Source organism: Bradyrhizobium sp. LeoB3, assembly GCF_055456055.1.
In genome coordinates, this window is the sequence record NZ_JBVBEF010000040.1 from 1 (window position 1) to 20,867 (window position 20,867).

Here is a 20,867-nt window from a genome sequence, read left to right on the forward strand (position 1 = left end):
TGCCAGCATTCACCTCTGAAGAATGCGCGAACTATCTCGAAAATTCAGGTTATCGAACCTAATGCCATCACGCTTTAATCAGCGAAAGGCGCATCCATCTGACTTCAAACCTGCTTCATGCGGGCGGCAGTCCAAGGATCGTAGGTGACTTGGTCGATCAAGTTCTGGCGCCTTCAGGTGCGACGAAAGCAGCAGCGGAGAGTCTTCCGCCGAAGGCGCCGAACAAACTCGTTGAAACGCTCAGGCAAGCCGAGGCAACGAATGCCGATCCCATTGAGGCACTAAAAGCCGCCGGGCTCATCGATGCTCTAATGGAGCAGTAACATGCATTTGGCACTTCCGAAGCCATACCCGGATGAATTGATATATTCCGTATTTGCCCGGCATTTTGCTTATATTCAGCCGATCGCGTGGCTCGGCCGCCCTAGGCATGGCCAATTCCAGCGTCGCGGAGCCGAAGTTGTTCAGGTTTTGCGCTCTTTGTCTCGAAGAAGATATGGAAGGATTCGGCGAAACTTATTGGCGTCGCCAGCACCAGCTTTCCGGCACGCTTTTTTGCATCAAGCACGGTGAACTACTGCGCAATGCGAACTCTTCCCCGCCATATCGAAACAGCTCGTCACCCTCACGCTTTGAGGCGACAATCGTCTCGGCCACCTTGCGGATCACTCCATCGCCGACGACGTGGCCACGGCTATCGTTGATCGATTTGAAGTGGTCGATGTCGATCATCATGAGACTAAGCGACAGGCCCGATTGCGAAGCAGCCTGCAGCATTGCCACCCCTTTCGCATCGAACTGCCCACGATCCTGAAGTCCCGTCAGCGCATCCCTGCCAACTCGCTCAGCAAGCTTCTCGTAGCGATGCCGGTAAGTCAGGCGATCGAACACGTCCGCGGCGCGACGCGATTGCACGGGAAGAGGCTCTCGTTCAAAGATGCGGAGATATGCGGTCATCATGAGGCTGAAGAAGGCAGCCGCGGCGACCTTGGCGATCCACCCGCCGTAGAATGCCGATTCTGGCACGCCGGTAAGATGATGCAGCCCCAGGTAGAAGAAAGCCTGGTCGAAGCTCAACACAAGCGCCAGGCTGATGAAGATCCGCCCGGGGACGGTGGTCGTCACCAATTTTCCAAGCCGTTCATAAATGATGACAAGGGCGATCAGATCGATGAACAGCAATAGGCTGCCCCAGACCATGAGCAAGCCCATTTGGTCGATGAAGCGGAGATCCGGATTATAGCCTGGCAAGCTCGCCGGATTGCTATAGAGGCGCAAGAGAAGCCCCAGCGCGATCATCAGAATGTTGCCGCTCAGGAGTCCGTAGATCGGCTGCCGCATCACCTCGGCGTCTTCCTTGATGTAAAGCAGCAGGAAAAAGGCAAGCTTGCCCGTGAACATCACGGTGGATCCTGGCGAGATCAGACCGAAGGGCAGTTCGATGAAGAAGGTGGCCGCCAAATAAGTCTCGAGGAAGTGCATCGTGCCGAGGAGGCAGAAGAAAACGCCAACTCCAATGCTCTGCCTTGCTCTGAAAATGCTCCCCATGACAATGAAATAGATGATGCCATGCGCGAGCAGGACGAGAGAACCGAACATACCGCCAAGAAGCCCCTACCGTGAAAGTCGACCTGTTCCTCTCCTTGCCATTTTGCTTTGCTCCCCTCAATGGGGCGCGTCGTCGGTGCAAGCAGTACCTTGAAATCCTCCGTTCCCCACATCCGCGGCCATCGCGCGTGAGGATCAGCGCACCGCAGCTTGAACGGCGCGCGCCCTTCTGAGGTCGGCCGTCTCGGCGCCCTCATCGAACCAGCGGCAGATCGGCTCCAATAGCGCGCGCGACGCCTCAAGCTTTCCTTGCGTGCGCCAGAGTTCGGCGAGATCCATCGAGGCGCGCAGCTCCAAGGATTTCGCGCTTTGACCGCAGGCCACTTCGATGGACTTCGTCAGGCACGATTCGGCTTCCAGAATGTTCGAGGGGTCGATCGCCAGAAGAAGCTGCGCCTTTTGCCGATGCAATTCCGATTCCCATGACCTGCCGGTCACGTCATCGAGATTGGTCAGGGTCTGCTCGACGATCCATAGCGCGTACTCATTTTCTCCCGCCCTGGCGTGCATCTCCGCAAGCCAGCTCTCCATCATCGGCAGCATGAAGCCGACGTTGTTCTGCCGGGCCTCGTCGAGCCCGCGGGCGATCTCGGCACGGGCCTCTTCAATCCGGCCGAGGTCGCCGACGGCCCGGCCGCGCGAAATTCGCGACAGGATCGCATAGAGCGAAAACCGCTGCTCTCGCGACACCTCAAAACTCTTTTCGGCATTCGCGAAAGCGAGATCGGCCTCCCCGCGCAACAGGTGCACGACCGAGGTCATGTAGTGCGCGAACGCTATGGTGTAGGGGTGGCGAAGATCCCGTGCCAAGGCAAGCGCCTCCGAGACGCGCGCGAGCGCCTGGTCGGGATAGCCGAGGAACCACAAATCCCAGGACAGCAGCAGGAGCGAGGCCGCCTGCGGCTCGACCATGTAGAGCTGGTATAGCGGCGGCCGTCCCTCGTTCATCGAAAGCTTGATCGACTGCTCGAAATGATCCGCCGACGATCGAAAGTCCCCGATCGTCAATAGCGTGCTGCCCATCATCCTGTGAGCGACCATTCGCGGCACGGCGTCCGATAGCGCCTGGGCCCGCGAGAGGAATTCTTCGGCCATGCAGAGCGCGTCATCATTCTTCCCGGACATCCACAAATTCCCCCACAACCCGAACAGCGCCTGGAAATATTCGGGAATGTTGCCGAGCCGCAGGCAGAGGGTCCGCGCCTGGGAAAAGGCTTCGCGGGTATCGGCGGAGGCATAGCCCTGCACCGCGATGAGCGGTATGCCCAACGCCAGTTGAATGTCGATCTCCTGCCTGGTCCGTTCGAGCGTATCAGGCAGGGCGCTCAGAAGCTGAAGGGCTTTTCGAAAATTGGCGATGGCCTCGACATTGGCCGAATGCGCAAGCGCGCGTTGCCCGGACTTGAACCAGCAGCGAATGGCAAGCGGATGATTGCCGGCCTCCTGATGATGATAGGCGAGAACCTCGGGCTGATTTTCGGCAAGCTCCGGGAAATCATGCTCCAGGATCGCCGCGATGTCGGCGTGAAACTGCAGCCGCTTGCTTTTGAGCAGGGAGTCGTAGATCGCATCGCGCAGCAGCACGTGCTTGAAGGCGAAACGGACGAACGGCGAAACATCGACCCGGTAAATGATATCGGCGCGTTCGAGCAATGAGAGCGCCGATAGCATATCCTCCTCGTCGACCTGCGATGCAGCCGACAAAAGGTCATAGGAGAATTCCCGTCCGATCACGGCCGCGACCTGCGCAAGCCGGCGGCTCGGCGCGACCCGGTCGAGCCGTTCCATCAAGGCGTCGCTTAGCGTGTCCGGAACGCGGAGCAAGGCCGGCTGCGCCTTGCGCTCGACGGCACCTCTGCTTCGCAAAGGCGCGCTCAACGTGCTATTTGTCAGTTCCTCGATGAATAGCGGGACGCCATCGGCCTTTTCGACGATCTGGTCGAGCAACGGCTGGGGCATGCTCGCGCCGCTCAGGAGCTCCCGGATCATCGCCCTGACCTCGCTATGCGACAGCCGGGTGAGCGAGTGCAGAGTGGTGTTCGCGTGAGTGATCCACGCGGGGCGAAATTCGGGCCGGCAGGATACGATCAGCAGCACGCGGGCGCGGTCGATGCGGCTGGTGGCCAGTTCGAGCAGCTCAAGGGTCGACGCGTCAAGCCAATGCGCGTCCTCGAAAATGCACAGCGTCGGGCGCTGGACGGAAAATGCCAAGAGGATGTCGACAAGCGTAGAGATCGTCCTGTTCTTCACTTGCCGCGGCGTCAGTCCTGACAGTTCGAGGTCATCTTCCAGCGGGATCGACAACAGTTTAGCGATCAGGGCGACCGGCTCTGCCGAGCCGTCAATCGGGCGCGGAAGGTAGGCCTTGAGCTTTGCAAGCTTGTCGGTATCGGGCTCGCGAGACGTCAGTTGGGCCGCCTGTTCGATCTGCTCGATCACGGGAAAGAACGCGCTCTGACTGTGATAGGGCGAGCACTGATGGTGAAGCAGGACGTGCGGCTCATCCTCGACACGCGATTTCAGTTCGTGGAGAAGCCTCGATTTCCCGACTCCGGGAATGCCCGAAAGAAACACGACCTGGCCGTCGGCTTCCTTGGCTTTCTGCCACCTGTCGAGCAGCAGGGAAAGCTCGCTCGAGCGCCCGATCAGCGGCGTAAGGGAACCCGCATGCGCCGCCTCGAAGCGGCTCGTGGTGTGCTTTGCCGAGAGCACGCGATAGACGTGAACGGATTCAGTTACACCTTTGAGCTCCTGGAGACCGAGGTCCTGAAAATCAAACGCGGCCGAAACGAGCCGTCTGGTCGATTCCGAAACGACCACCGTATTGGCGGCCGCAAGCGTCTGCAGACGCGCTGCGATATTCGGCGTCTCGCCCACCGCGTCCATCGACCACGTGCCGCTCTCTCCGGTTTCGCCGACCACGACAGGGCCGGAGCAGACACCCACCCGGCACGTCAGGGTGACCGGCCCTGGAATGGTCGCAACTCTGGAAACGATCTCCAGTGCCGCATGCGTGGCGCGAACGGCGTCATCCTCATGCGCATAGGGCCAACCGAAGAACGCCATCGCGCCATCGCCGAAGTAGCGCGCGACCTCGCCTCCGTAGCGCCGGATCGCGGTGCTGCATTCCCCCCGATACGCGTCAATGAGTTTTTGCAGATCCTCGGGGTCCAGCGCCTCCGAAAGCTGCGTGGACCCCACCAGATCACTGAACATCACCGTGATCTGACGGAATTCGGCCTCGCGCTGCGGCACGACCGAGGCGGACGCGATGCCGAACTTCGCTGCCGTCAATGCTTCGATGGCCTTCAGCAGCTTCTTGCGATGGCCTAAGGAAATAACGCCAAGCTTCCTGAGATCATTCTCGGTCAGATCCGGAAGGACGGAGTATTCGATATTATTCTCGGCGAAGGTCTGAGCGTACTGCCCCAGACCGTGTCCACACAGCCAGTCGGTAACCTCGGTGGTTGTCCTCGCCATTGCAGAGGCCCTCGTCTCTTGTCGCTCGAGGCACGCCGGACTGCGACGACTGCCGTGCCGTTCTGCTCACGCCGAGGGCCGAGCACCGCGCCTCTTACTGTACGAAGGCCCTGCTCAGACGATACGGAAGCGCCGCCTCTCCGACCGCCTGCTGAAGCTCGTCGAGCATCTCCGCCTCGGATTTGAGGAGCTCGTGATTATATCCCTCCGCCATGATCAATGCCGATTCATACGTCTCCTGGACGACCCTGATGCGGTCGCTCGGAGGAAGCGACGCGACGAACTCGATCGTCTCTTCCACATGGGCAACCTCGCTCCCAAGGCAACTGTGACTTCGCAGAAAGCGGGTCGCATCGACGCCGTCAGGGCATAGTGCCTGCACCTTCTCGATATCGGTCTTCTGCTTGAGCGCGGCGATGCGTTCCAGACAGTAGGAATAGCCGATGCAGCCGATCGGGTAGTCCTCGACGCAGAGCTCATCGAACCGCTCGCAGAGCGGCTTGATGCCGTCGGGGATGAAGTTGGCGACCAATCGCTCGGCGGGCAGGCCCAGCGCGCGAAGATCCTTGAGCGCAAGCCGGTCGTGACCGGTCTCCTCGCGCGCACGTTCTTCAAGATAAGCCGCCACTTCCGGCCGCCCCAGTTCGTTGAATCGCCTGGCGGCGCGCTGGAGATTTCGCGGCGTGTGGACAGACGTGTGGTAGGCGCCCACGATGGCGATGATGTAGCCGACAAGCGTCGGCGCCGGGCTGGCGAGGCGCTTTTCAATTCTGGAAAATCCGAGATTGATCGCGCCGTCGAGCAGCCCGATCGTGCTGCCCCTGGCGCCGACGCCCGTCATCGGCGTCGCAAACGGATCTGCGTATTCCTTTGTGCCGCCCGGGAGATGAAACCAGACCTCCCCGGACTCGCGAGCGATGATCGAAATATTGCCGCTAAGGCTGACCCACTCCGTGACCAGGGGCGCCATTCCACACCTCCATATCCGAGCGGTCGCGCGCGCAACGTTTCCCGCACGGTGCGCGCGAAACTCGCCAAAAATAAAGCTCAGGCCAATCTCGACTGCGCTAGATTCCGTTCGGCGTAATGGCCATCAGCAAGCGCGCTGTCTCGAGCAGAGACAGGTGATGCGGAGGCTGCTCGACGCGCGATCGGTCCGGCACCACGAAAATGACTCCGGTCCCATCAGGGTCCGGGTTGTGACAGCCGCTATTATACTCTTCTTCCGTGAACACGATGGGGTTCGCGAGGAATATGCCCCGGGCCTCGAGCGACGCCTTGGCGTTTGGCGAGGTGCCGTCCGACTGCCGCGTCGTCAACCACTTTTCAAAATCTGGATCGGTCCACGCCTCGACGATCAACTGTGCGAGGGCATCGTTCTGATAAGAAAAATCGGCAACTCTTTCTTGGAGATTAGCGTCCCGGAAGATACCTGCCATAGCGAAGCCCTCCGTAAAATACAGGGGCGCCGTTCTGACGCCCGGTATTTTGGTAGCTTAGTTGTAGAACTCTGCGGTGGCAAGCCAGACTAGCGCCACCGAAAAGGCTGTAAGCATTTGGCGGTCGACGATGAAAGCTGGCCGCGGCCGAACCCCTCGCCGTCAGGGTTTCGCTGCGGCTTCCACGCCGTGAAGCTGGGTGGCTACGATCAATTCGCCGATCTTCCTGCCCAGCTGTTTTCCAACTTCGGTAGAAAACCGATAGTGAAAACCAGCCCGCGCCTGCGGCCATCAGGCGCAGGCCGAGCGCAGAGAACTTAAGGAAGAGGTCCGACGATCGCCTGATCGTGGCGTGCCGCGATGCCGGGCAAGAGATCCATATGCTCCTCCCGGGGATCGGGAATGGCGTGCAGGTCGCGGAAGAATTCTTCGTGGCGGCGCGGCGTGGACACCAGAATATGTCGCGCGTCAGCGTCCCCGACATTGGTGAAGCCGTGAACCGTGCCTCTCGGGACCAGGACGCGTGCGCCCGCCCCTGCCACGGCGGTGCGGTCGCCGATGAGGTACTTCAGTTGGCCTGCGATCACGATGAAGAGCTTGTCTTCGGTGGCGGAGATGTGCGCAGGTGCGCCGGTGCCAGGCTTGATCGTCATGTCGAGGATCGTGAAGGGGCTCGGATAGGGGTTGATGATCCCGGTGGTGATCCCGGCGAATTCTGTCGTTTCGAATTCCGTGGTGATATCGGCTTGCATGTTCGCTCCAGGGCAAGGTTGCGATCTGACAAACTGCATGTAGCGACCGCGCCCGCCCTGAGTAGCCCTGCCGGTCCGGACAGAGCGGCCAGGATACTGGCCAATCGGGCGCGTCACTGTCCGCCCGCCGCAGCCTCCAGGTGGCGCGCCAGGACTTGCGCGAACGCATTGACCTTGGGATTGAGGTCGGCGCGCGAGGGAAAAGTGAGATGCAGCCGGATCGATCCCGAGAACAGGTTCGGCAGCACGGGTAAAACGGCTTTCGACGCAAGCTCGGCTTGGCACAGCGATTGCGGCAACAGCCCGACGCCTTGATGCAGCAAGACGAACTCACGCACCAGGGCGAAACTGTCCACCGCGACTTGGAATTGCGGGAACTCGACCCCGTTCTTGAGAGCACGGGACAGCAGGCGACGCAGCTCGGGCCGTTCGGGACCAATCAGCGTGCTCACCTCGTGTATGTTGGCCGGCTCGCCGTTCCTGCGCAGATATTCGGCGCTGCCATAGAGGCCGAACTCCATGTCCAGAACGCCCCTGACAAGCGCTTCCCGCGGGTTGGAAGCGCCGATGCGAAGGGCGACGTCGATGTTTTCGGAGACGAGGTCGAGCACGTCGTTCGTGAGCAGCACCTCGAACCGCACAGCGGGATGCGCTTCACGGAATTCGGAAACGGCGCCGGCAATGAGCCCGGGCGGAAAATCCGCCGGCACCGTAAGACGGATTCCACCGCCATAGGGGCTGCCTGCCTTGCCCAGGCCGTCGAGCGCGCCGGCGAGGGAGGCCAGAGCCTCCGCAGAGCGTCCGTACAGTTCGGCGCCTTCCGTGGTGAGCGAGAAAGCGCGAGTCGAACGCTTGAAAAGGCGCACGCCGAGTGTCCTTTCCAAGGTCCGGATGCGCAAACTGACGGACGAGCGCGGGGTGTTGGTCTGACGTGCGGCCGCCGCAAATCCGCCGGCCCGCACGACAGCGACAAAGGTTTGAAGAGAGTTGAGGTCCATTCGGCGCGCCTTTTGTCACGCCAAATTCGGATGTCGTCGCATCGGCCGGGCCGAAATCACGCATGTCATATGATTTATCCGCGATCTGCGGGCAGACGGACGAAGCACGTCGTGGCGGAAGAGGATTGATGTGGTTGCCGGCTTCAATGACGTTGCGGAGCTACAGGATCGTTTCAACGAATCGGAGATGAGTTACATTCGAAATGTTGTCCCGTGCGCCACACCGGCCAGGACGCACGGGACCACAAATGCGGCGCACGAAACTCAACAGCCGTGGCAGATCGTGAGCTTGCGATCGACAGCGCGATCCTCTTCGCTGATTTGCTCGAGCTCGTTCGTGTTCTGCGACGGCAGGTCCTTCGCATGGGGCTGACGATGGCCGACCGGCGCGGGCCACGGCAGACCTAACGTCCGTGATGAGGCATCGGACATGCCTGACGAGACAGCAGAGGGCGATGGTTTCGCCAGCCCCACCGTCTCGGCCGTGGCCGTGCGACCAGAGAGTAAAGCTGCCAGAAGCACTGCTCCGATCATCTCACGCATGATTGCTCTCCAAAGCTTCGATTGCCGTTGGTGTCATCGGCTGACCTCCTTCCGATATGGAGCGGTCAGAATCGGCGCGGCTTGCTACAGCGTGATTTCAATCATTCGGGAGAAGAGTTGCGGTTGTAAGAACCGACCAGCTAGCCGTGATGAACTGCGGGCGAACGACCCGACGATCTGTTCTTGCACCGCCTAAGCAATAGGCACTCCGGCGCGTCGATAGATCATCGACGCGTGCCATGGATCGTGGGTTGCCACTCCGAACAGAGACGTTCAAAGCCCGAGGTCGGAAAGCCCCGGGTGATTGGCGGGGCGAGGTCCCGAACGGTCCCAGTGGTATTTGCGATCGGACTCCTTGATGGGGAGATCGTTGATGCAGGCGAACCGTTTTTGCATCAGCCCGTTCTCGGCAAATTCCCAGTTCTCGTTGCCGTAGGAGCGAAACCAGTTTCCGGAATCGTCGTGCCACTCATAGGCGAAACGTACGGCGATCCGGTTCTCGGTGAACGCCCAGAGCTCCTTGATCAGACGGTAGTCGAGCTCCTTGACCCATTTCCGCGTGAGAAACGCGACGATCTCGGCGCGGCCGTTGATGAATTCCGACCGGTTTCGCCAGTAGCTGTCCGGGCTGTAGGCGAGCGACACCTTTTCCGGATTACAGGAATTCCAGCCGTCTTCTGCGCCGCGCACTTTCTGCACGGCAGTCTCATGGGTGAAGGGTGGAAAGGGGGGACGGCTCTCAGCCATGTACGATCTCCATTTCTAGCTCGGCCCGGGTCCGGTGCATGGCACGCGAGTGTGCCCGGGCGGCTCATCCTTATCTTTCCGAAGCACGCGCCAGCTTTCCATAATGCACGATAGCTTGTGATACGAGAGGCGGAACTGGCGGCGACGGCGGCCAGCAAGCCGCGTCAGCTCCCCTTCCTTCCGAGCCGAATTTTGCGTTAAGGTTGCGGAGGATCCGGAGTGCCCGTGCAGACCGCACAACGCCATTCGCTGAAGTTGTTGCAATGGATGATGGCCGCTTCCCTGGCCCTTCCGCTGGCGCTCTTTGTTTTTGCTTCGGTGATCTCCTGGAATTCAATCAACCAGGCCGCCGACGGGGAAATCGAGCGCACGCTCGATGTCGCGCACGAGCACGCGCTGAAAGTGTTCGAGACCATCGACCGCAGCCTGTCGGAGATCGCGGAAATCATTCGCGGCCTTCCCGACGACGCGATCCGTTCGCGTGAAGAGAGCCTGCACGAGCGGCTGAAGCAGCTCACGGCATCGCTGCCCCAGGTGAAATCGGCGTGGGTCTTCGACGTCAGGGGCCATGCTCTGGTCAACAGCCTGGTGGCCCCGGCGCCCGACATCGATTTCTCGGACCGAGCGTATTTCAGGGCACATGCCGCCGGCGACGTTGGCACCCATATCGGCGACGTGCTGACGCCGCGGCCGCCCTACCGGGGCGCACCATTCTTCGGCGTCAGCCGTCGGCGGTCGACCGAGACAGGCGACTTTGCCGGCGTGATCCAGGCATCGGTTCTGCCCGAGTATTTCGAGAATTTCTACGCGCGGATCGGCCGCGAACCCGGCAGCTTCTTCGCGCTCGGCCGCACCGACGGCGCGATGCTGGCTGGCTATCCGAAGGCCGACCGCGAGTTCCGCCTCGACCCTGACGGACCTGTCGGGCAGAAGCTTGCCACCGTGCCCGACGGCGGTCTGATCACCGTCACCTCGCCGGCCGACGGCATCGAACGCCGTCTCGGTTATCGGCGGCTCGCCGAATATCCGATCTATGTCAGCGCAGGGCTCGAGACCTCGGCGATCCGCGCGCGCTGGCTCGCGACCATCGGCCAGCACCTGATCTTCGGCGTGCCCGCCACCGCGCTGTTGTTCCTGCTGCTCGCCTTGGCGCTGCGGCGGACGCGACGCCTGCATGAGGAGGCCGAAAGACGCGAGGAAGCCGAGGAGGCGCTGAAGCATGGGCAACGGCTGGAGGCCCTCGGCCAACTCACCGGTGGCGTCGCGCACGACTTCAACAATCTGCTGACCGTGATCCGCGCCTCCATCGACATGTTGCGGCGGCCGAACCTGCCGGAGCAGCGGCGGCTGCGCTACATCGATGCGATTTCGGAGACGGTCAACCGGGCCTCGAAACTGACCGGCCAACTGCTCGCCTTCGCCCGACGACAGACGCTCAAGCCTGAACTATTCGACGTCGGCCAGAGCGTGCAGGTGCTGGGCGAGATGATCGGAACGCTGGTCGGGCCGCGGATCGAGATCGTCACCAGGCTGCCGGACGAACCCTGCTTCATCAACGCCGATGCCGGCCAGTTCGAGACCGCGATCATCAACATGGCCGTCAATGCCCGTGACGCCATGAATGGTGCCGGCCGGCTGACGATCGCGGTGCGTCGCGCAGCCGAACTGCCCGTTGCCGATGGCCATCCGCCGGCGCCGCACGGCTATGTCGCAGTGGCGGTCGGGGACGTCGGCATCGGCATTCCGCAGGATCAGCTCGGGCGCATCTTCGAGCCGTTCTTCACCACCAAGCAGGTCGGTCAGGGCACGGGGCTCGGGCTGTCGCAGGTATTCGGATTCGCCAAGCAGTCCGGCGGCGAGATTGTCGTCGTCAGCGAGGTCGGCAAGGGCTCTACCTTCACGCTCTATCTGCCTCGCGCCGCGGCCACGGGTCCGACATTGCAGTTCGCGGCCGCGGATGCGCCGCCGGTCGACGGCAGCGGCATGTCGGTGCTGGTGGTCGAGGACAATATCGAGGTCGGCAGATTTACGGCCGATGCCCTCGCCGAGCTCGGCTACGCCGCGACCCTGGTCGAGAACGCTACGCAGGCGCTGGACGCGCTGGCCGACGACGCCGCCCGCTTCGACGTGGTGTTCACCGACGTCGCGATGCCCGGCATAAGCGGCGTCGAGCTCGCCCAGGAAATCCGCCGCCGCTGCCCGGACCTGCCGGTCGTGCTGACCAGCGGCTACAGCCAGGTGCTGGCGCAGCGAGGCAGCTATGGGTTCGACTTCCTGCAAAAGCCGTATTCGATCGAGCAGCTCTCGCACGCGCTGCACAAGGTCTCCCGGCCGAAACCAACACGAACACCGACGGCGGCGTCGTCCTGACGCGCGCCGGTCCATTGTAACCGGTCCAGGCCGGGGTTAGCCTTCCGTCGGCGTCTATCCAGGAGGGAACGATGAGTCCCGACTACCCGGTCATCCTCCATCATTTTCCTCAATCGCCGTTCTCGGAGAAGATCCGCCTGATCCTGGCGCTGAAGAACGTGACATGGACCTCGGTGCTGATTTCCCGGATCATGCCCCGTCCGGATCTGATGCCGCTGACGGGAGGCTACCGGCGGACCCCGGTGCTGCAGATCGGCGCCGATATCTACTGCGACACCCAATGCATCGTCCGCGAACTGGAACGGCGCTATCCGCAGCCGACGCTGTTCCCGAGCGGGTATTACGGGCTTGCCGCCGCGACCGCGATGTGGACCGACCGTCCGTTCTTCCAGAACACCGTCAACCTGATCTTCGGCTCGGTGGCCGATAATGTGCCGCAGGAGTTCATCGACGACCGCGAAAAGCTGCGCGGCGCCAAATTTGATGTTGCCGCCATGCGGGAAGCGATCCCGCAGATGCGCGATCAGTTTCGTGCCCACCTGCAATGGATCGAAGCCCAGCTTCGCAACGGCCATAGCTGGATGTGCGGCGATCGCGCCAGCCTGTGCGACGTCAACGCCTACATGAACATCTGGTACGTGCGCACCAACCTTCCCGACCTCGACAAGATGCTGTTCGAATTCCCTGCAACGCGATCATGGGAGGCGCGCATTCGCGCCATCGAGCACAAGCCATGCAAGGAAATCTCGCCCGCCTCCGCGCTTGAAATCGCCGCCAATGCTGCGCCGCGGACCACCGTGCTGGCCGACCCTTACGATCCCAACCACCGCAAGCCGGGCGACCAGGTCGAGGTGATGCCTGATGACTACGGCAAGATCAAAGTGAGCGGCGAGATCGTTTCCCTGTCTGCGCAGCATATCGCGATCCGCAGGCACGACCCCCGCGCCGGCGAGGTGGTGGTGCACTTCCCGCGGGCCGGCTTTCTGGTGTTTGATCAGGGCAGATAGGCCGAAGGAGTTGCTTGATGATCGATCACATCGGTTTTCCGGTTTCTGACTATCAGCGTTCCCTGGCGTTCTATCAGCGGGCGCTCGCGCCGCTCGACTACACGCTGATCATGGAAGTCACGCAGGAGAACGGCGCTGACCAGGCGGCCGGCTTCGGCGCGGGCGGCAAGCCGGATTTCTGGATCGGCGGCGAAGGCGGGCTTGAGAAGCCGCTGCATGTCGCGATCGTGGCAAAGGACCGCGCAACCGTGGATGCCTTCTACAAGGCAGCGATCGCAGCCGGCGGACGCGACAATGGCGCGCCCGGTATCCGCGCGCACTATCATCCCAACTATTACGGCGCGTTCGTGCTCGACCCCGACGGCCACAACATCGAAGCGGTCTGCCACGCGCCGGAACAGTTCCGGGCTTGGACTGCCGGAACATCACAGCATGCGTGCCGTTATCGTTCTTCCGAAACAGAAACGGAGCGAACCATGACGCGTGATGATCCGCGCGCCGCGATCGGAAACAACGGCACGGTTACCTAGATGCCGATCGAACCGCCCGAGGTTCCGCCGCCGACACCAGGCACGCCGAGCGAACCACCTCCCGGAATCCCTCCGGGGAGTCCGCGCCCTGAGGTGCCACCGCCGGCACGTGAGCCCGGCGAACCGCCAGTACCTGACGAACTGCCCGGCAAACTGCCGGATGAATTGCCGATTCGCGGGCCGGACGGACCGCGTCCGCCGAATCCGACCGATGCCGCGGAACCACGCAAGCAACAATGGTGAGATCGCGATTTGCAAGTCTCGTCTGAATGAGCAATGAACAAGTTTGCTTGCAAGTCATTGCAACGCTGAAATAAAAAGCCTTTCCCCTTTGTCGCCCGCCACATTGCGGCCTAACGAATAACCGTTGATCCGACCGCCGAGCTATTCGGCCCCCGCCCATCCTCCTTCCTTGCCAAGAACTTTCCCGGGACCTGCAATCATGACAAACCTCCGCCTCGTGCTGCTTGCCACGACCGCATTGACGGTGACGCAGCTAGCCAGCTTCGCATCGCGTGCGCAAACCGCGCCACTCGTCGTGGCACAGGCAGCGGCGCCGAAGGAAGAACTCGGCCCCGACGGAAAGCCGAAGCAGCCGCCGAAGGCAGCGCCGCCGGCCGGCGCGCCAAAGCAGCCCGCACCGCCGCCTGGCGCCGCTCCGCCTGCTCATCCGTCCGCTCCACCAGCCGCTGCGCCAGCGCGACCGGCACCACCGCCTCCGGCTGCTGCGCCGCCTCGTCCGACACCGCCGCCGGCCGCCGCTCCGGAACGACCAACGCCTCCGCCTGCCGCGCCGACACGGCCGACTCCGCCTCCAGCCGCTGCTCCAGAGCGGCCAACGCCCCCGCCTGCCGCCCCGGCACGGCCGACTCCGCCAGCCGCTGCTCCGGAACGACCAACAGCTCCACCTCCGTCTGCTGCTCCTCCAGCGCGTCCGACGCCGCCTCCGGCAGCAGCGCCGCACACTCCGACGCCGCCCACTGCAGCGCCGCCGGCGCGCACGCAGCCGCCCACGCCTCCATCCGCGGCGACGCCACCGGCTACGCCCACGACCCCGGCCACTCCGACGCCACCGCGCGGTGCGCAAAAGGAAGTGCCGCCCGCCGGCGCCAAGCAGCCCGCGGCTGCACCCACCGCCACGCCGACGCAGCCTCATCCTGCACCCGCGGCAACGCCGACACCTGCAACGCCGCCAGCCGCGGGAAGTCCGTCTCCGACTCCTTCGCCGGCACGGCCTGGCGCAGCGACGACGACACCTCCCGCCGCCGGTGCGCCGGCGAGCCAGCCTCCCGCTGCAGGCACGCCTGCCGCCGGCGCCAAGCAGCCCGGGGCGGCCCCCACCACCACGCCGACGCAGACCCGGCCTGCGCCTGCGGCAACGCCGACACCCGCAACGCCGCCGGCCGCGGGAAGCCCGTCTCCGACGCCTTCGCCGGTGCGGCCTGGCGCAGCGACGACGACACCTCCTGCCGCCGGCACGCCGGCGAGCCCGCCTCCGGCTGCAGGCACGCCGCCTGCCGGCGCACCCGCTGCCGGAACTCCGACTGCGCCGCCCCAGGCCGGCCTCCCGCCCCGGCCTGCAGCTCCTCCCCCCGGAGCCGCTGCGCCGACCGTCGTCCCTGGCACGCCCGCCGCAGCGCCACCTCCCAACAGGGCGCAATACGCGCCGCCGACGATTGCGCCGGCCTTCCGGGCGGCACCTACGGTCGCAGCGCCGCTGCCACCACCGCCGCGTCCGCCGCAGCGTGACCTGACGCCGCTCGCGATCGGCGCAGGCGTGGTGGCTGGCGCCGTGATCGGCGCGACAATCGCCGACCTCCGCAACCAGCGACAGGAAGTCGTCGAAGGCGGCCGTACCGTCTACACCGAGCCGGATCGCATCATCATCCGCGACCCGAGTGGGCAGGAGTACGTCCGCGGCAACGATCTCTATCGCTTCCGCTATGGCGCTCGCGACATCCGGAGCGAGACGATCGGCGGCGAAACCCGCACCGTCGTGGTCCGTCCCGACGGCAGCGAGGTGATCACCGTGGTTGGTGCGGACGGCACGCTGCTGCGGCGAATCCGCAGGGACCCCGGCGGGCGCGAGATCGTCATCATCGACAACAGCTACCGCGATCCGCGGGCGGTCGGCGGCTTCTATGTCGACGTGCCGCCGCCGGTGGTCAACATTCCCTACGATCGCTACATCGTCGACGCCCAGGAGGCGTCGCCGGACGTGATCTACGAGACCATGGAGGCACCGCCGGTACAACGGATCGAACGGCGCTATTCGCTCGACGAGATCCGCTACAGCCCCAATGTTCGCATGCAAATGCCGAGCATCGACGTCAACACGATCAACTTCGAGACGGGGTCGTGGACTATCCCGCCGGACCAGGCGGCTCGGCTGCAGGTGATCGCCGACGGCCTCAACCGCGCGATCCAGCGCAACCCGCGCGAGGTGTTCCTGATCGAGGGACACACCGACGCGGTCGGCAACGACGTCGACAATCTGTCATTGTCGGATCGCCGTGCGCAGTCCGCGGCTGAATTGCTGACCCAGCAGTTCGGTGTGCCGGCGGAGAACCTGACGTCGCAGGGCTACGGCAAGCAGTATCTGAAGGAGCAGACGGACGGACCGAGTCGCATCAACCGGCGCGTCACTGTCCGCCGCATCACCCCGCTGCTCAACGGCGGCACCGCTTCACTGCCACCACCCAGCACACCGCGCTGAGGCGAGCTATTTCGAACAAATGGCCGGGAGCGATCCCGGCCATTTTTGTTGCACCAACTACGACAAACTCGCTTCGAACGTTTGATGGGTTTTGCTTCGCTTCGCTCTGCCCATCGTCATTGCGAGCGAAGCGAAGCAATCCATTTCTCCACTTGCGGAGGCATGGATTGCTTCGTCGCTTCGCTCCTCGCAATGACGGGTTCGATAAGCGCACCAGTTCACCCTACTACATGCAGGCTTCGCAGATCGCTGCGACATGGCGATGGTCGGTGCCGCAGCAGCCGCCGAGAATGTGCATGCCGGGAAACGAGCGCCGGAGGTCGACATAGCGGCGGCCGAGATCGGTGGGATCGCCGGCATCGAGCGTCTCGGATTCGTCGAGCTCCTGGTGGCTCTTGGCCGACGCATTGGCCCTGACGCCATGGATGCGCCCGGCCCACGTGTCGCCCGCGCTCAACGCGCCTGCGAAATGGGACGGATGCGCGCAGTTGATCAGGAAATATTCCGGCCCGTTTTGCGTGGCGTGATCGACAGCCTCGATCGCCTCACGCAGCGTTTCACCCTTCACCAGACGACCATCGGTTTCGACGGTGAAGGAGATCGCCACCGGAATACTGTGTGCCTTGGCCGCGTGGACGATGCCGATCGCTTCATTGATTCCGTTCAGCGTGAACGCCGTCACCATGTCGGCGCCGCCTTCCGCGAAGGCGGCAATCTGTGGCGCATGATAGGCTTCCGCCTCCGATGCATCCATGTTGCCGGCTTTGTAGCCATCGCCGCGCGGACCGATCGCGCCATCGATGACACAGGGCATGTTCGGCCGCTCCCAGCCGGTTCGCAGCTGGTTCAGGAACTCAATCGAACGGACGTTGATCGATGTCAGCGCAGCCGCGTCGTAGCCGAGCTTGACGCCCCAATCCGGATTGGCGCGCCAGGTCGGGCTGTCGAGCACGAAACCGGTGCCCTTCTCGCGCGCAATCGCAAGGTAGGACTCGTAGTAGCGCTTGAGGTGCTCACGACCATCCGCGGAGTCGAGCAGGACGAAAGCGGCAAAGTGCGGCAGCTCGAGGCCGTGGTGGAAAATCAGCGTCGTTTCCATGCCGCCGTCGGTCAGGAAGATGCCGCCGCGCCGCTGCGGCAGGTCGTGCCGATACTTGGCCATTGATGCCTCCATGATCAAAAGGGCTGTCACCGGTAGGTCGGCCAATGCCGGGTTTGGTTGGGCCGGCTGGTGCCTCATATTGTCGCGACTTCCAGATGGCTCCCGCGCGCAGAGGCGTGAGCGCAGAACCTGTCGGGATGGGCAAAAGCGTAGCGTGCCCACCTCCGAGCGGAGTGTTGATCGCGGGCACGCTTCGCTTCGCCCACGCTACAAGAGCTCGCGACGCTACGGCGCCGGTGCGGCAAGTCCCAGCGCATCGGCGATGACACGGAAGACTTCCGTGTTGTCCATCGAACCATGAACGCGTTCGCTGCCTGGGCCGGTTGCTGTCAGGATGACGTCTTCTCCCGAATGCACGCTGGCGCCGATCATCGCCGGCAGATTGCCGGGGCGTAGCACGGCGCCCGGAACGTCCTTGTATTTGTCGTTGGCTTTGAAAGTCCCAGGCTCATCGCCCTTCGCCGTCGGATCATTCGGGTTATCGAGCTTGGGGCGGAAGGTTTCGTAATGGTCCGGCAGGCTGGCCGAGAAAATCGCGAGCCGCCGGCTGACATCCACCCGCGAGGGATAGCCTTCCGCATCGGCAGCCGGATAGTTGGGGAATCCCGCCTTGTCATAGACGCCGACGCGTTCGCGGAACGGGACGTTGGGTGTCTTGGTCATGTCGTCATTGATGGTGCCGACAAGACTGTTGGGATGATTGTGGTCCGCCACCACCAGGATCAAGGTGTCATCGCCGCGGGCCTGCGCCCAGTCGCGCGCAAAACGAACGGCATTGTCGAGCATGATCGTGTCGTAGACCGCGCGCTCCATGTCCAGGAGATGAGCGTATTTGTCGATCAGCCCCGATTCCACCATCAGGAAGAAGCCGGCATTGTTCTTCGACAGCACTTTCAGCGCGGCCTGCACCTGCTCGGTCAGGTCGGGCTGTTCGGGAAACTTGCCGACGCTGCCGCCTTTGAGGAACTTGCGGTCCAGGACACCGTCCATGTTGCCCGAGGCAAACAGTCCCAGCAGCTTGCTCGTGTCAGGTTTTGCAGCCGAGGCATCAAGCTCGGACTTTGTCGTCACCACCTGATAGCCGGCATCGCGAAAGCGGGCGATGTAATCGATGTCGTCCTTGCGCTTTCCCGCTGCTGCTTGCGGCAGGAAATTCGCGCTGCCTCCTCCCATCAGGACATCGGGCTTGGCGGCGAAGAGCTGCGCGACGATCTCATCATAGGCGGCGCGGCGGCGGCTATGCGCGACCATTGCCGCCGGTGTGGCATCCTCGACTTCGGTATTGGTGACGATCCCGATGCCCAGACCAAGCCGCCGCTTCGCGACGCTCGTGATGGTTTCGACCTTGGGATCATCGAACGGGCTTATGGAGCGATCAGCGTAGACGCCCAACGCGTTGACGGCGGTCTTGTGGCCCGTGGCGTAGGCGCTGGCCGCATTCGCCGAGTCGGTGATGATCGAATCGGAGCCCGCAGTCGCAACCAGCGCCATATGCGGCATGTCGTCGATGGCGAGCTTGCCGAGACTTTTGCCTTCCGCAATTCCCTTCGAGAGCATACGCGCCGCAACCCGATGCGCAGGCGACAGCCCATCACCGATGAACAGGATCACGTTCTTGGCCTTGCGCGGTCCGGTATCGTAAACCGACCACACGACCGTGCGGCTGCGCGCACCGTCAGAGACTTCCACCTTCACGTTTCCAGGCTTGGTCAATGCGACGTCGCGAACGATCAGCGCCGAATGCTCCTTGCCGTCTTCGCGCTCCACGAAGGTGCCGGGCTGGCCGAACGCTGCGGAATAATCCGCGCCGTTCACCGTGACTTTCACATTCGCCGGATCAACGCGATCGGGAAACTCGACCTTGAAGTCGAAATGGGCGCCGGCGAGGATGTCGGCGCGGTCGATCGGATAGATCGTCTGGGCTAGCGTCGGCGATCCGGACAACAGGACGAGGAGAGCGGCACCGGCAAATGGCTTGATCATGATCTGTGCCCCACGATTGTTCGAGCGCGCCGATCGGCTGCAATTCCGAAGACCACGGTCGCGCAGGCGACGAGACTAGCCGCGCCAAATGACGCGTCCATTACACATCGAGTCTGGATACCGGCGATGGATCGTCGCAGTCCGTAGCCCGGATGGAGCGCAAGCGTAGTCCGGGCTACGGAGTTCACACGGTTCAGCTCTTGTCGCTATCGAGCCTCAAGATGTTCGAGCCCTCGCCGAGCGACAGCAAGCCTGTCTCCGCGTAGAGATCCAGCTTGGTGCGGGTATCGGCGATGTCGAGGTTGCGCATTGTGAGCTGGCCGATACGGTCCGCCGGCGTGAACGCCGCATCCTCCACCTTCTCCATGCTCAGCCGCTCCGGCTGATAGCTCAGGTTCGGGCTCTCGGTGTTCAAGATCGAATAGTCGTTGCCGCGGCGCAGCTCGAGCGTCACCTCACCGGTGATGGCGCGCGCCACCCAACGCTGGGCGGTTTCGCGCAGCATGAGAGCCTGAGAATCGAACCACCGCCCCTGGTAGAGCAGCCGGCCAAGGCGCAGGCCGTTGATCCGGTATTGCTCGATGGTGTCTTCGTTGTGGATGCCGGTGATCAGGCGCTCATAGGCGATGTGCAGCAGCGCCATGCCGGGAGCTTCATAGATGCCGCGGCTCTTTGCCTCGATGATCCGGTTCTCGATCTGGTCGCTCATGCCAAGACCATGCCTGCCGCCGATGGCGTTGGCCTCGAGGAACAGCGCCACCGGGTCCGGGAAAGTCTGGCCGTTCAGCGCGACGGGCTGGCCTTCCTCGAAGCGCACGGTGACCTGTTCGGCCCTGACGACACAATCGTCGCGCCAGAACGGCACGCCCATGATCGGATTGACGATCTTGATGCCGCTTTGCAGGCTCTCGAGATCCTTGGCCTCGTGGGTTGCACCGAGGAGATTGCTGTCGGTCGAATACGCCTTTTCGGCGCTCATCTTGTAGGCGAACCCTTGCGCGGTCATGAACGCCGACATTTCCGAGCGGCCGCCGAGTTCGTCGATGAATTGCTGGTCGAGCCAGGGCTTGTAGATCTTCAGGTTCGAATTGGTCAGCAGGCCGTAGCGATAGAACCGCTCGATATCGTTGCCCTTGAAGGTGGAGCCATCACCCCAGATGTTGACCCCGTCCTCCTTCATGGCCGAGACCAGCATGGTGCCAGTCACGGCGCGACCGAGCGGGGTGGTGTTGAAATAAGTGGCGCCGCCGGTCGAGATGTGGAAGGCGCCGGATTGGATCGCGGCAATGCCTTCGTGGACCAATTGCATGCGGCAATCCACGAGGCGTGCTTTCTCGGCGCCGAACTCCATAGCCTTGCGCGGAATTTCGTTGTAGTCGGACTCGTCGGGCTGGCCCAGGTTCGCGGTGTAGGCAAAGACGCGCGCGCCCTTCTGTTTCATCCATAGCAGCGCTGCGCTGGTGTCGAGACCGCCCGAGAAAGCGATGCCGACTTTTTCGCCCTTGGGCAGGCTTTTCAAAATCGTACTCATG

Annotated in this window: 18 protein-coding genes and 2 pseudogenes; 7 read left to right on the top strand and 13 right to left on the bottom strand. The window is 62.9% G+C overall.

Annotation, left to right across the window (positions count from 1 at the left end; translation table 11 throughout):
• The first annotated feature begins 149 nt into the window (after positions 1-149).
• Both ACZXDY_RS23920 and ACZXDY_RS23925 read left to right on the top strand, forming a co-directional pair.
• Complete coding sequence (locus ACZXDY_RS23920; protein ID WP_464347183.1) at positions 150-323, top strand: hypothetical protein; 174 nt, start codon at positions 150-152, stop codon at positions 321-323.
• Between the two features lie 107 nt (positions 324-430).
• Positions 431-520, top strand: a pseudogene (locus ACZXDY_RS23925) (hypothetical protein); the annotation flags it as partial.
• On the opposite strand, the gene ACZXDY_RS23930 reads toward ACZXDY_RS23925, so the two are convergent.
• The 8 genes from ACZXDY_RS23930 to ACZXDY_RS23965 form a co-directional block, all read right to left on the bottom strand.
• Positions 517-1,599, bottom strand: a complete 1,083-nt coding sequence (locus ACZXDY_RS23930) for a GGDEF domain-containing protein (protein WP_464347184.1) — start codon at positions 1,597-1,599, stop codon at positions 517-519. The pseudogene ACZXDY_RS23925 and the gene ACZXDY_RS23930 sit on opposite strands and share 4 nt — an antisense overlap.
• Positions 1,600-1,743: 144 nt before the next feature.
• Positions 1,744-5,088: an adenylate/guanylate cyclase domain-containing protein gene (locus tag ACZXDY_RS23935; RefSeq protein ID WP_464347185.1), complete on the bottom strand. Its 3,345-nt coding sequence runs from the start codon at positions 5,086-5,088 to the stop codon at positions 1,744-1,746.
• Positions 5,089-5,182: 94 nt separating this feature from the next.
• Complete coding sequence (locus tag ACZXDY_RS23940; RefSeq protein WP_464347186.1) at positions 5,183-6,058, bottom strand: hypothetical protein; 876 nt, start codon at positions 6,056-6,058, stop codon at positions 5,183-5,185.
• A gap of 97 nt (positions 6,059-6,155) precedes the next feature.
• Entirely contained in the window at positions 6,156-6,527 is a 372-nt protein-coding gene (locus ACZXDY_RS23945) for a hypothetical protein (protein WP_464347187.1), read from the bottom strand.
• 317 nt (positions 6,528-6,844) lie between these two features.
• Positions 6,845-7,279, bottom strand: a complete 435-nt coding sequence (locus ACZXDY_RS23950) for a cupin domain-containing protein (protein WP_464347188.1) — start codon at positions 7,277-7,279, stop codon at positions 6,845-6,847.
• A 113-nt stretch (positions 7,280-7,392) separates the two neighbouring features.
• Positions 7,393-8,277, bottom strand: coding sequence for a LysR family transcriptional regulator (locus ACZXDY_RS23955; protein WP_464347189.1), 885 nt, complete (start codon positions 8,275-8,277; stop codon positions 7,393-7,395).
• 264 nt (positions 8,278-8,541) lie between these two features.
• A complete protein-coding gene (locus ACZXDY_RS23960; RefSeq protein ID WP_028165159.1) occupies positions 8,542-8,820 on the bottom strand; it encodes a hypothetical protein in 279 nt (92 codons plus the stop codon).
• 273 nt (positions 8,821-9,093) lie between these two features.
• The gene (locus ACZXDY_RS23965) at positions 9,094-9,567 is read right to left on the bottom strand and encodes a nuclear transport factor 2 family protein (RefSeq protein ID WP_028165160.1); all 474 of its coding nucleotides are present in this window, start codon (positions 9,565-9,567) and stop codon (positions 9,094-9,096) included.
• 225 nt (positions 9,568-9,792) lie between these two features.
• Between ACZXDY_RS23965 and ACZXDY_RS23970 the strand changes: the two genes are divergently transcribed.
• From ACZXDY_RS23970 to ACZXDY_RS23985, 4 genes and pseudogenes are all read left to right on the top strand, one after another.
• Positions 9,793-11,937 (top strand): hybrid sensor histidine kinase/response regulator, encoded by a 2,145-nt coding sequence (locus ACZXDY_RS23970; RefSeq protein ID WP_464347230.1) that lies wholly within the window; start codon positions 9,793-9,795, stop codon positions 11,935-11,937.
• 71 nt (positions 11,938-12,008) lie between these two features.
• The gene (locus ACZXDY_RS23975) at positions 12,009-12,944 is read left to right on the top strand and encodes a glutathione S-transferase family protein (protein ID WP_464347190.1); all 936 of its coding nucleotides are present in this window, start codon (positions 12,009-12,011) and stop codon (positions 12,942-12,944) included.
• A 17-nt stretch (positions 12,945-12,961) separates the two neighbouring features.
• Positions 12,962-13,342 (top strand): annotated as a pseudogene (locus ACZXDY_RS23980) (VOC family protein); the annotation flags it as partial.
• 132 nt (positions 13,343-13,474) lie between these two features.
• Positions 13,475-13,717: a hypothetical protein gene (locus ACZXDY_RS23985; protein ID WP_464347191.1), complete on the top strand. Its 243-nt coding sequence runs from the start codon at positions 13,475-13,477 to the stop codon at positions 13,715-13,717.
• A gap of 197 nt (positions 13,718-13,914) precedes the next feature.
• On the opposite strand, the gene ACZXDY_RS23990 is transcribed toward ACZXDY_RS23985, so the two are convergent.
• Together ACZXDY_RS23990 and ACZXDY_RS23995 are read right to left on the bottom strand one after the other, a co-directional pair.
• The gene (locus ACZXDY_RS23990; protein ID WP_464347192.1) at positions 13,915-14,511 is read right to left on the bottom strand and encodes a hypothetical protein; all 597 of its coding nucleotides are present in this window, start codon (positions 14,509-14,511) and stop codon (positions 13,915-13,917) included.
• A 115-nt stretch (positions 14,512-14,626) separates the two neighbouring features.
• The gene (locus ACZXDY_RS23995) at positions 14,627-14,983 is read right to left on the bottom strand and encodes a hypothetical protein (protein ID WP_464347193.1); all 357 of its coding nucleotides are present in this window, start codon (positions 14,981-14,983) and stop codon (positions 14,627-14,629) included.
• Between the two features lie 283 nt (positions 14,984-15,266).
• Between ACZXDY_RS23995 and ACZXDY_RS24000 the strand changes: the two genes are divergently transcribed.
• Positions 15,267-16,190 carry an OmpA family protein gene (locus ACZXDY_RS24000; RefSeq protein WP_464347194.1) on the top strand — a complete coding sequence of 308 codons (924 nt, stop codon included), beginning with the start codon at positions 15,267-15,269 and terminating at the stop codon, positions 16,188-16,190.
• 226 nt (positions 16,191-16,416) lie between these two features.
• Here the strand turns inward: ACZXDY_RS24000 and ACZXDY_RS24005 are convergent, their stop codons facing one another.
• The 3 genes from ACZXDY_RS24005 to argG form a co-directional block, all read right to left on the bottom strand.
• On the bottom strand, positions 16,417-17,352 hold the full coding sequence (locus ACZXDY_RS24005) for a homocysteine S-methyltransferase family protein (protein ID WP_464347195.1): 936 nt from the start codon (positions 17,350-17,352) through the stop codon (positions 16,417-16,419).
• A gap of 225 nt (positions 17,353-17,577) precedes the next feature.
• Complete coding sequence (locus ACZXDY_RS24010) at positions 17,578-19,335, bottom strand: alkaline phosphatase (protein WP_464347196.1); 1,758 nt, start codon at positions 19,333-19,335, stop codon at positions 17,578-17,580.
• A gap of 193 nt (positions 19,336-19,528) precedes the next feature.
• Positions 19,529-20,866, bottom strand: coding sequence for an argininosuccinate synthase (gene argG / locus ACZXDY_RS24015; RefSeq protein WP_464347197.1), 1,338 nt, complete (start codon positions 20,864-20,866; stop codon positions 19,529-19,531).
• Position 20,867 lies beyond the last annotated feature (1 nt).

Excerpts from the sequence above, each read along its gene's own strand:
- ACZXDY_RS23930 (WP_464347184.1), bottom strand. The coding sequence starts at position 1,599 with ATGTTCGGTTCTCTCGTCCTGCTCGCGCATGGCATCATCTATTTCATT.
- ACZXDY_RS23935 (WP_464347185.1), bottom strand. The coding sequence starts at position 5,088 with ATGGCGAGGACAACCACCGAGGTTACCGACTGGCTGTGTGGACACGGT.
- ACZXDY_RS23940 (WP_464347186.1), bottom strand. The coding sequence starts at position 6,058 with ATGGCGCCCCTGGTCACGGAGTGGGTCAGCCTTAGCGGCAATATTTCG.
- ACZXDY_RS23945 (WP_464347187.1), bottom strand. The coding sequence starts at position 6,527 with ATGGCAGGTATCTTCCGGGACGCTAATCTCCAAGAAAGAGTTGCCGAT.
- ACZXDY_RS23950 (WP_464347188.1), bottom strand. The coding sequence starts at position 7,279 with ATGCAAGCCGATATCACCACGGAATTCGAAACGACAGAATTCGCCGGG.
- ACZXDY_RS23955 (WP_464347189.1), bottom strand. The coding sequence starts at position 8,277 with ATGGACCTCAACTCTCTTCAAACCTTTGTCGCTGTCGTGCGGGCCGGC.
- ACZXDY_RS23960 (WP_028165159.1), bottom strand. The coding sequence starts at position 8,820 with ATGCGTGAGATGATCGGAGCAGTGCTTCTGGCAGCTTTACTCTCTGGT.
- ACZXDY_RS23965 (WP_028165160.1), bottom strand. The coding sequence starts at position 9,567 with ATGGCTGAGAGCCGTCCCCCCTTTCCACCCTTCACCCATGAGACTGCC.
- ACZXDY_RS23975 (WP_464347190.1), top strand. The coding sequence starts at position 12,009 with ATGAGTCCCGACTACCCGGTCATCCTCCATCATTTTCCTCAATCGCCG.
- ACZXDY_RS23985 (WP_464347191.1), top strand. The coding sequence starts at position 13,475 with ATGCCGATCGAACCGCCCGAGGTTCCGCCGCCGACACCAGGCACGCCG.
- ACZXDY_RS24005 (WP_464347195.1), bottom strand. The coding sequence starts at position 17,352 with ATGGCCAAGTATCGGCACGACCTGCCGCAGCGGCGCGGCGGCATCTTC.
- ACZXDY_RS24010 (WP_464347196.1), bottom strand. The coding sequence starts at position 19,335 with ATGATCAAGCCATTTGCCGGTGCCGCTCTCCTCGTCCTGTTGTCCGGA.
- argG (WP_464347197.1), bottom strand. The coding sequence starts at position 20,866 with ATGAGTACGATTTTGAAAAGCCTGCCCAAGGGCGAAAAAGTCGGCATC.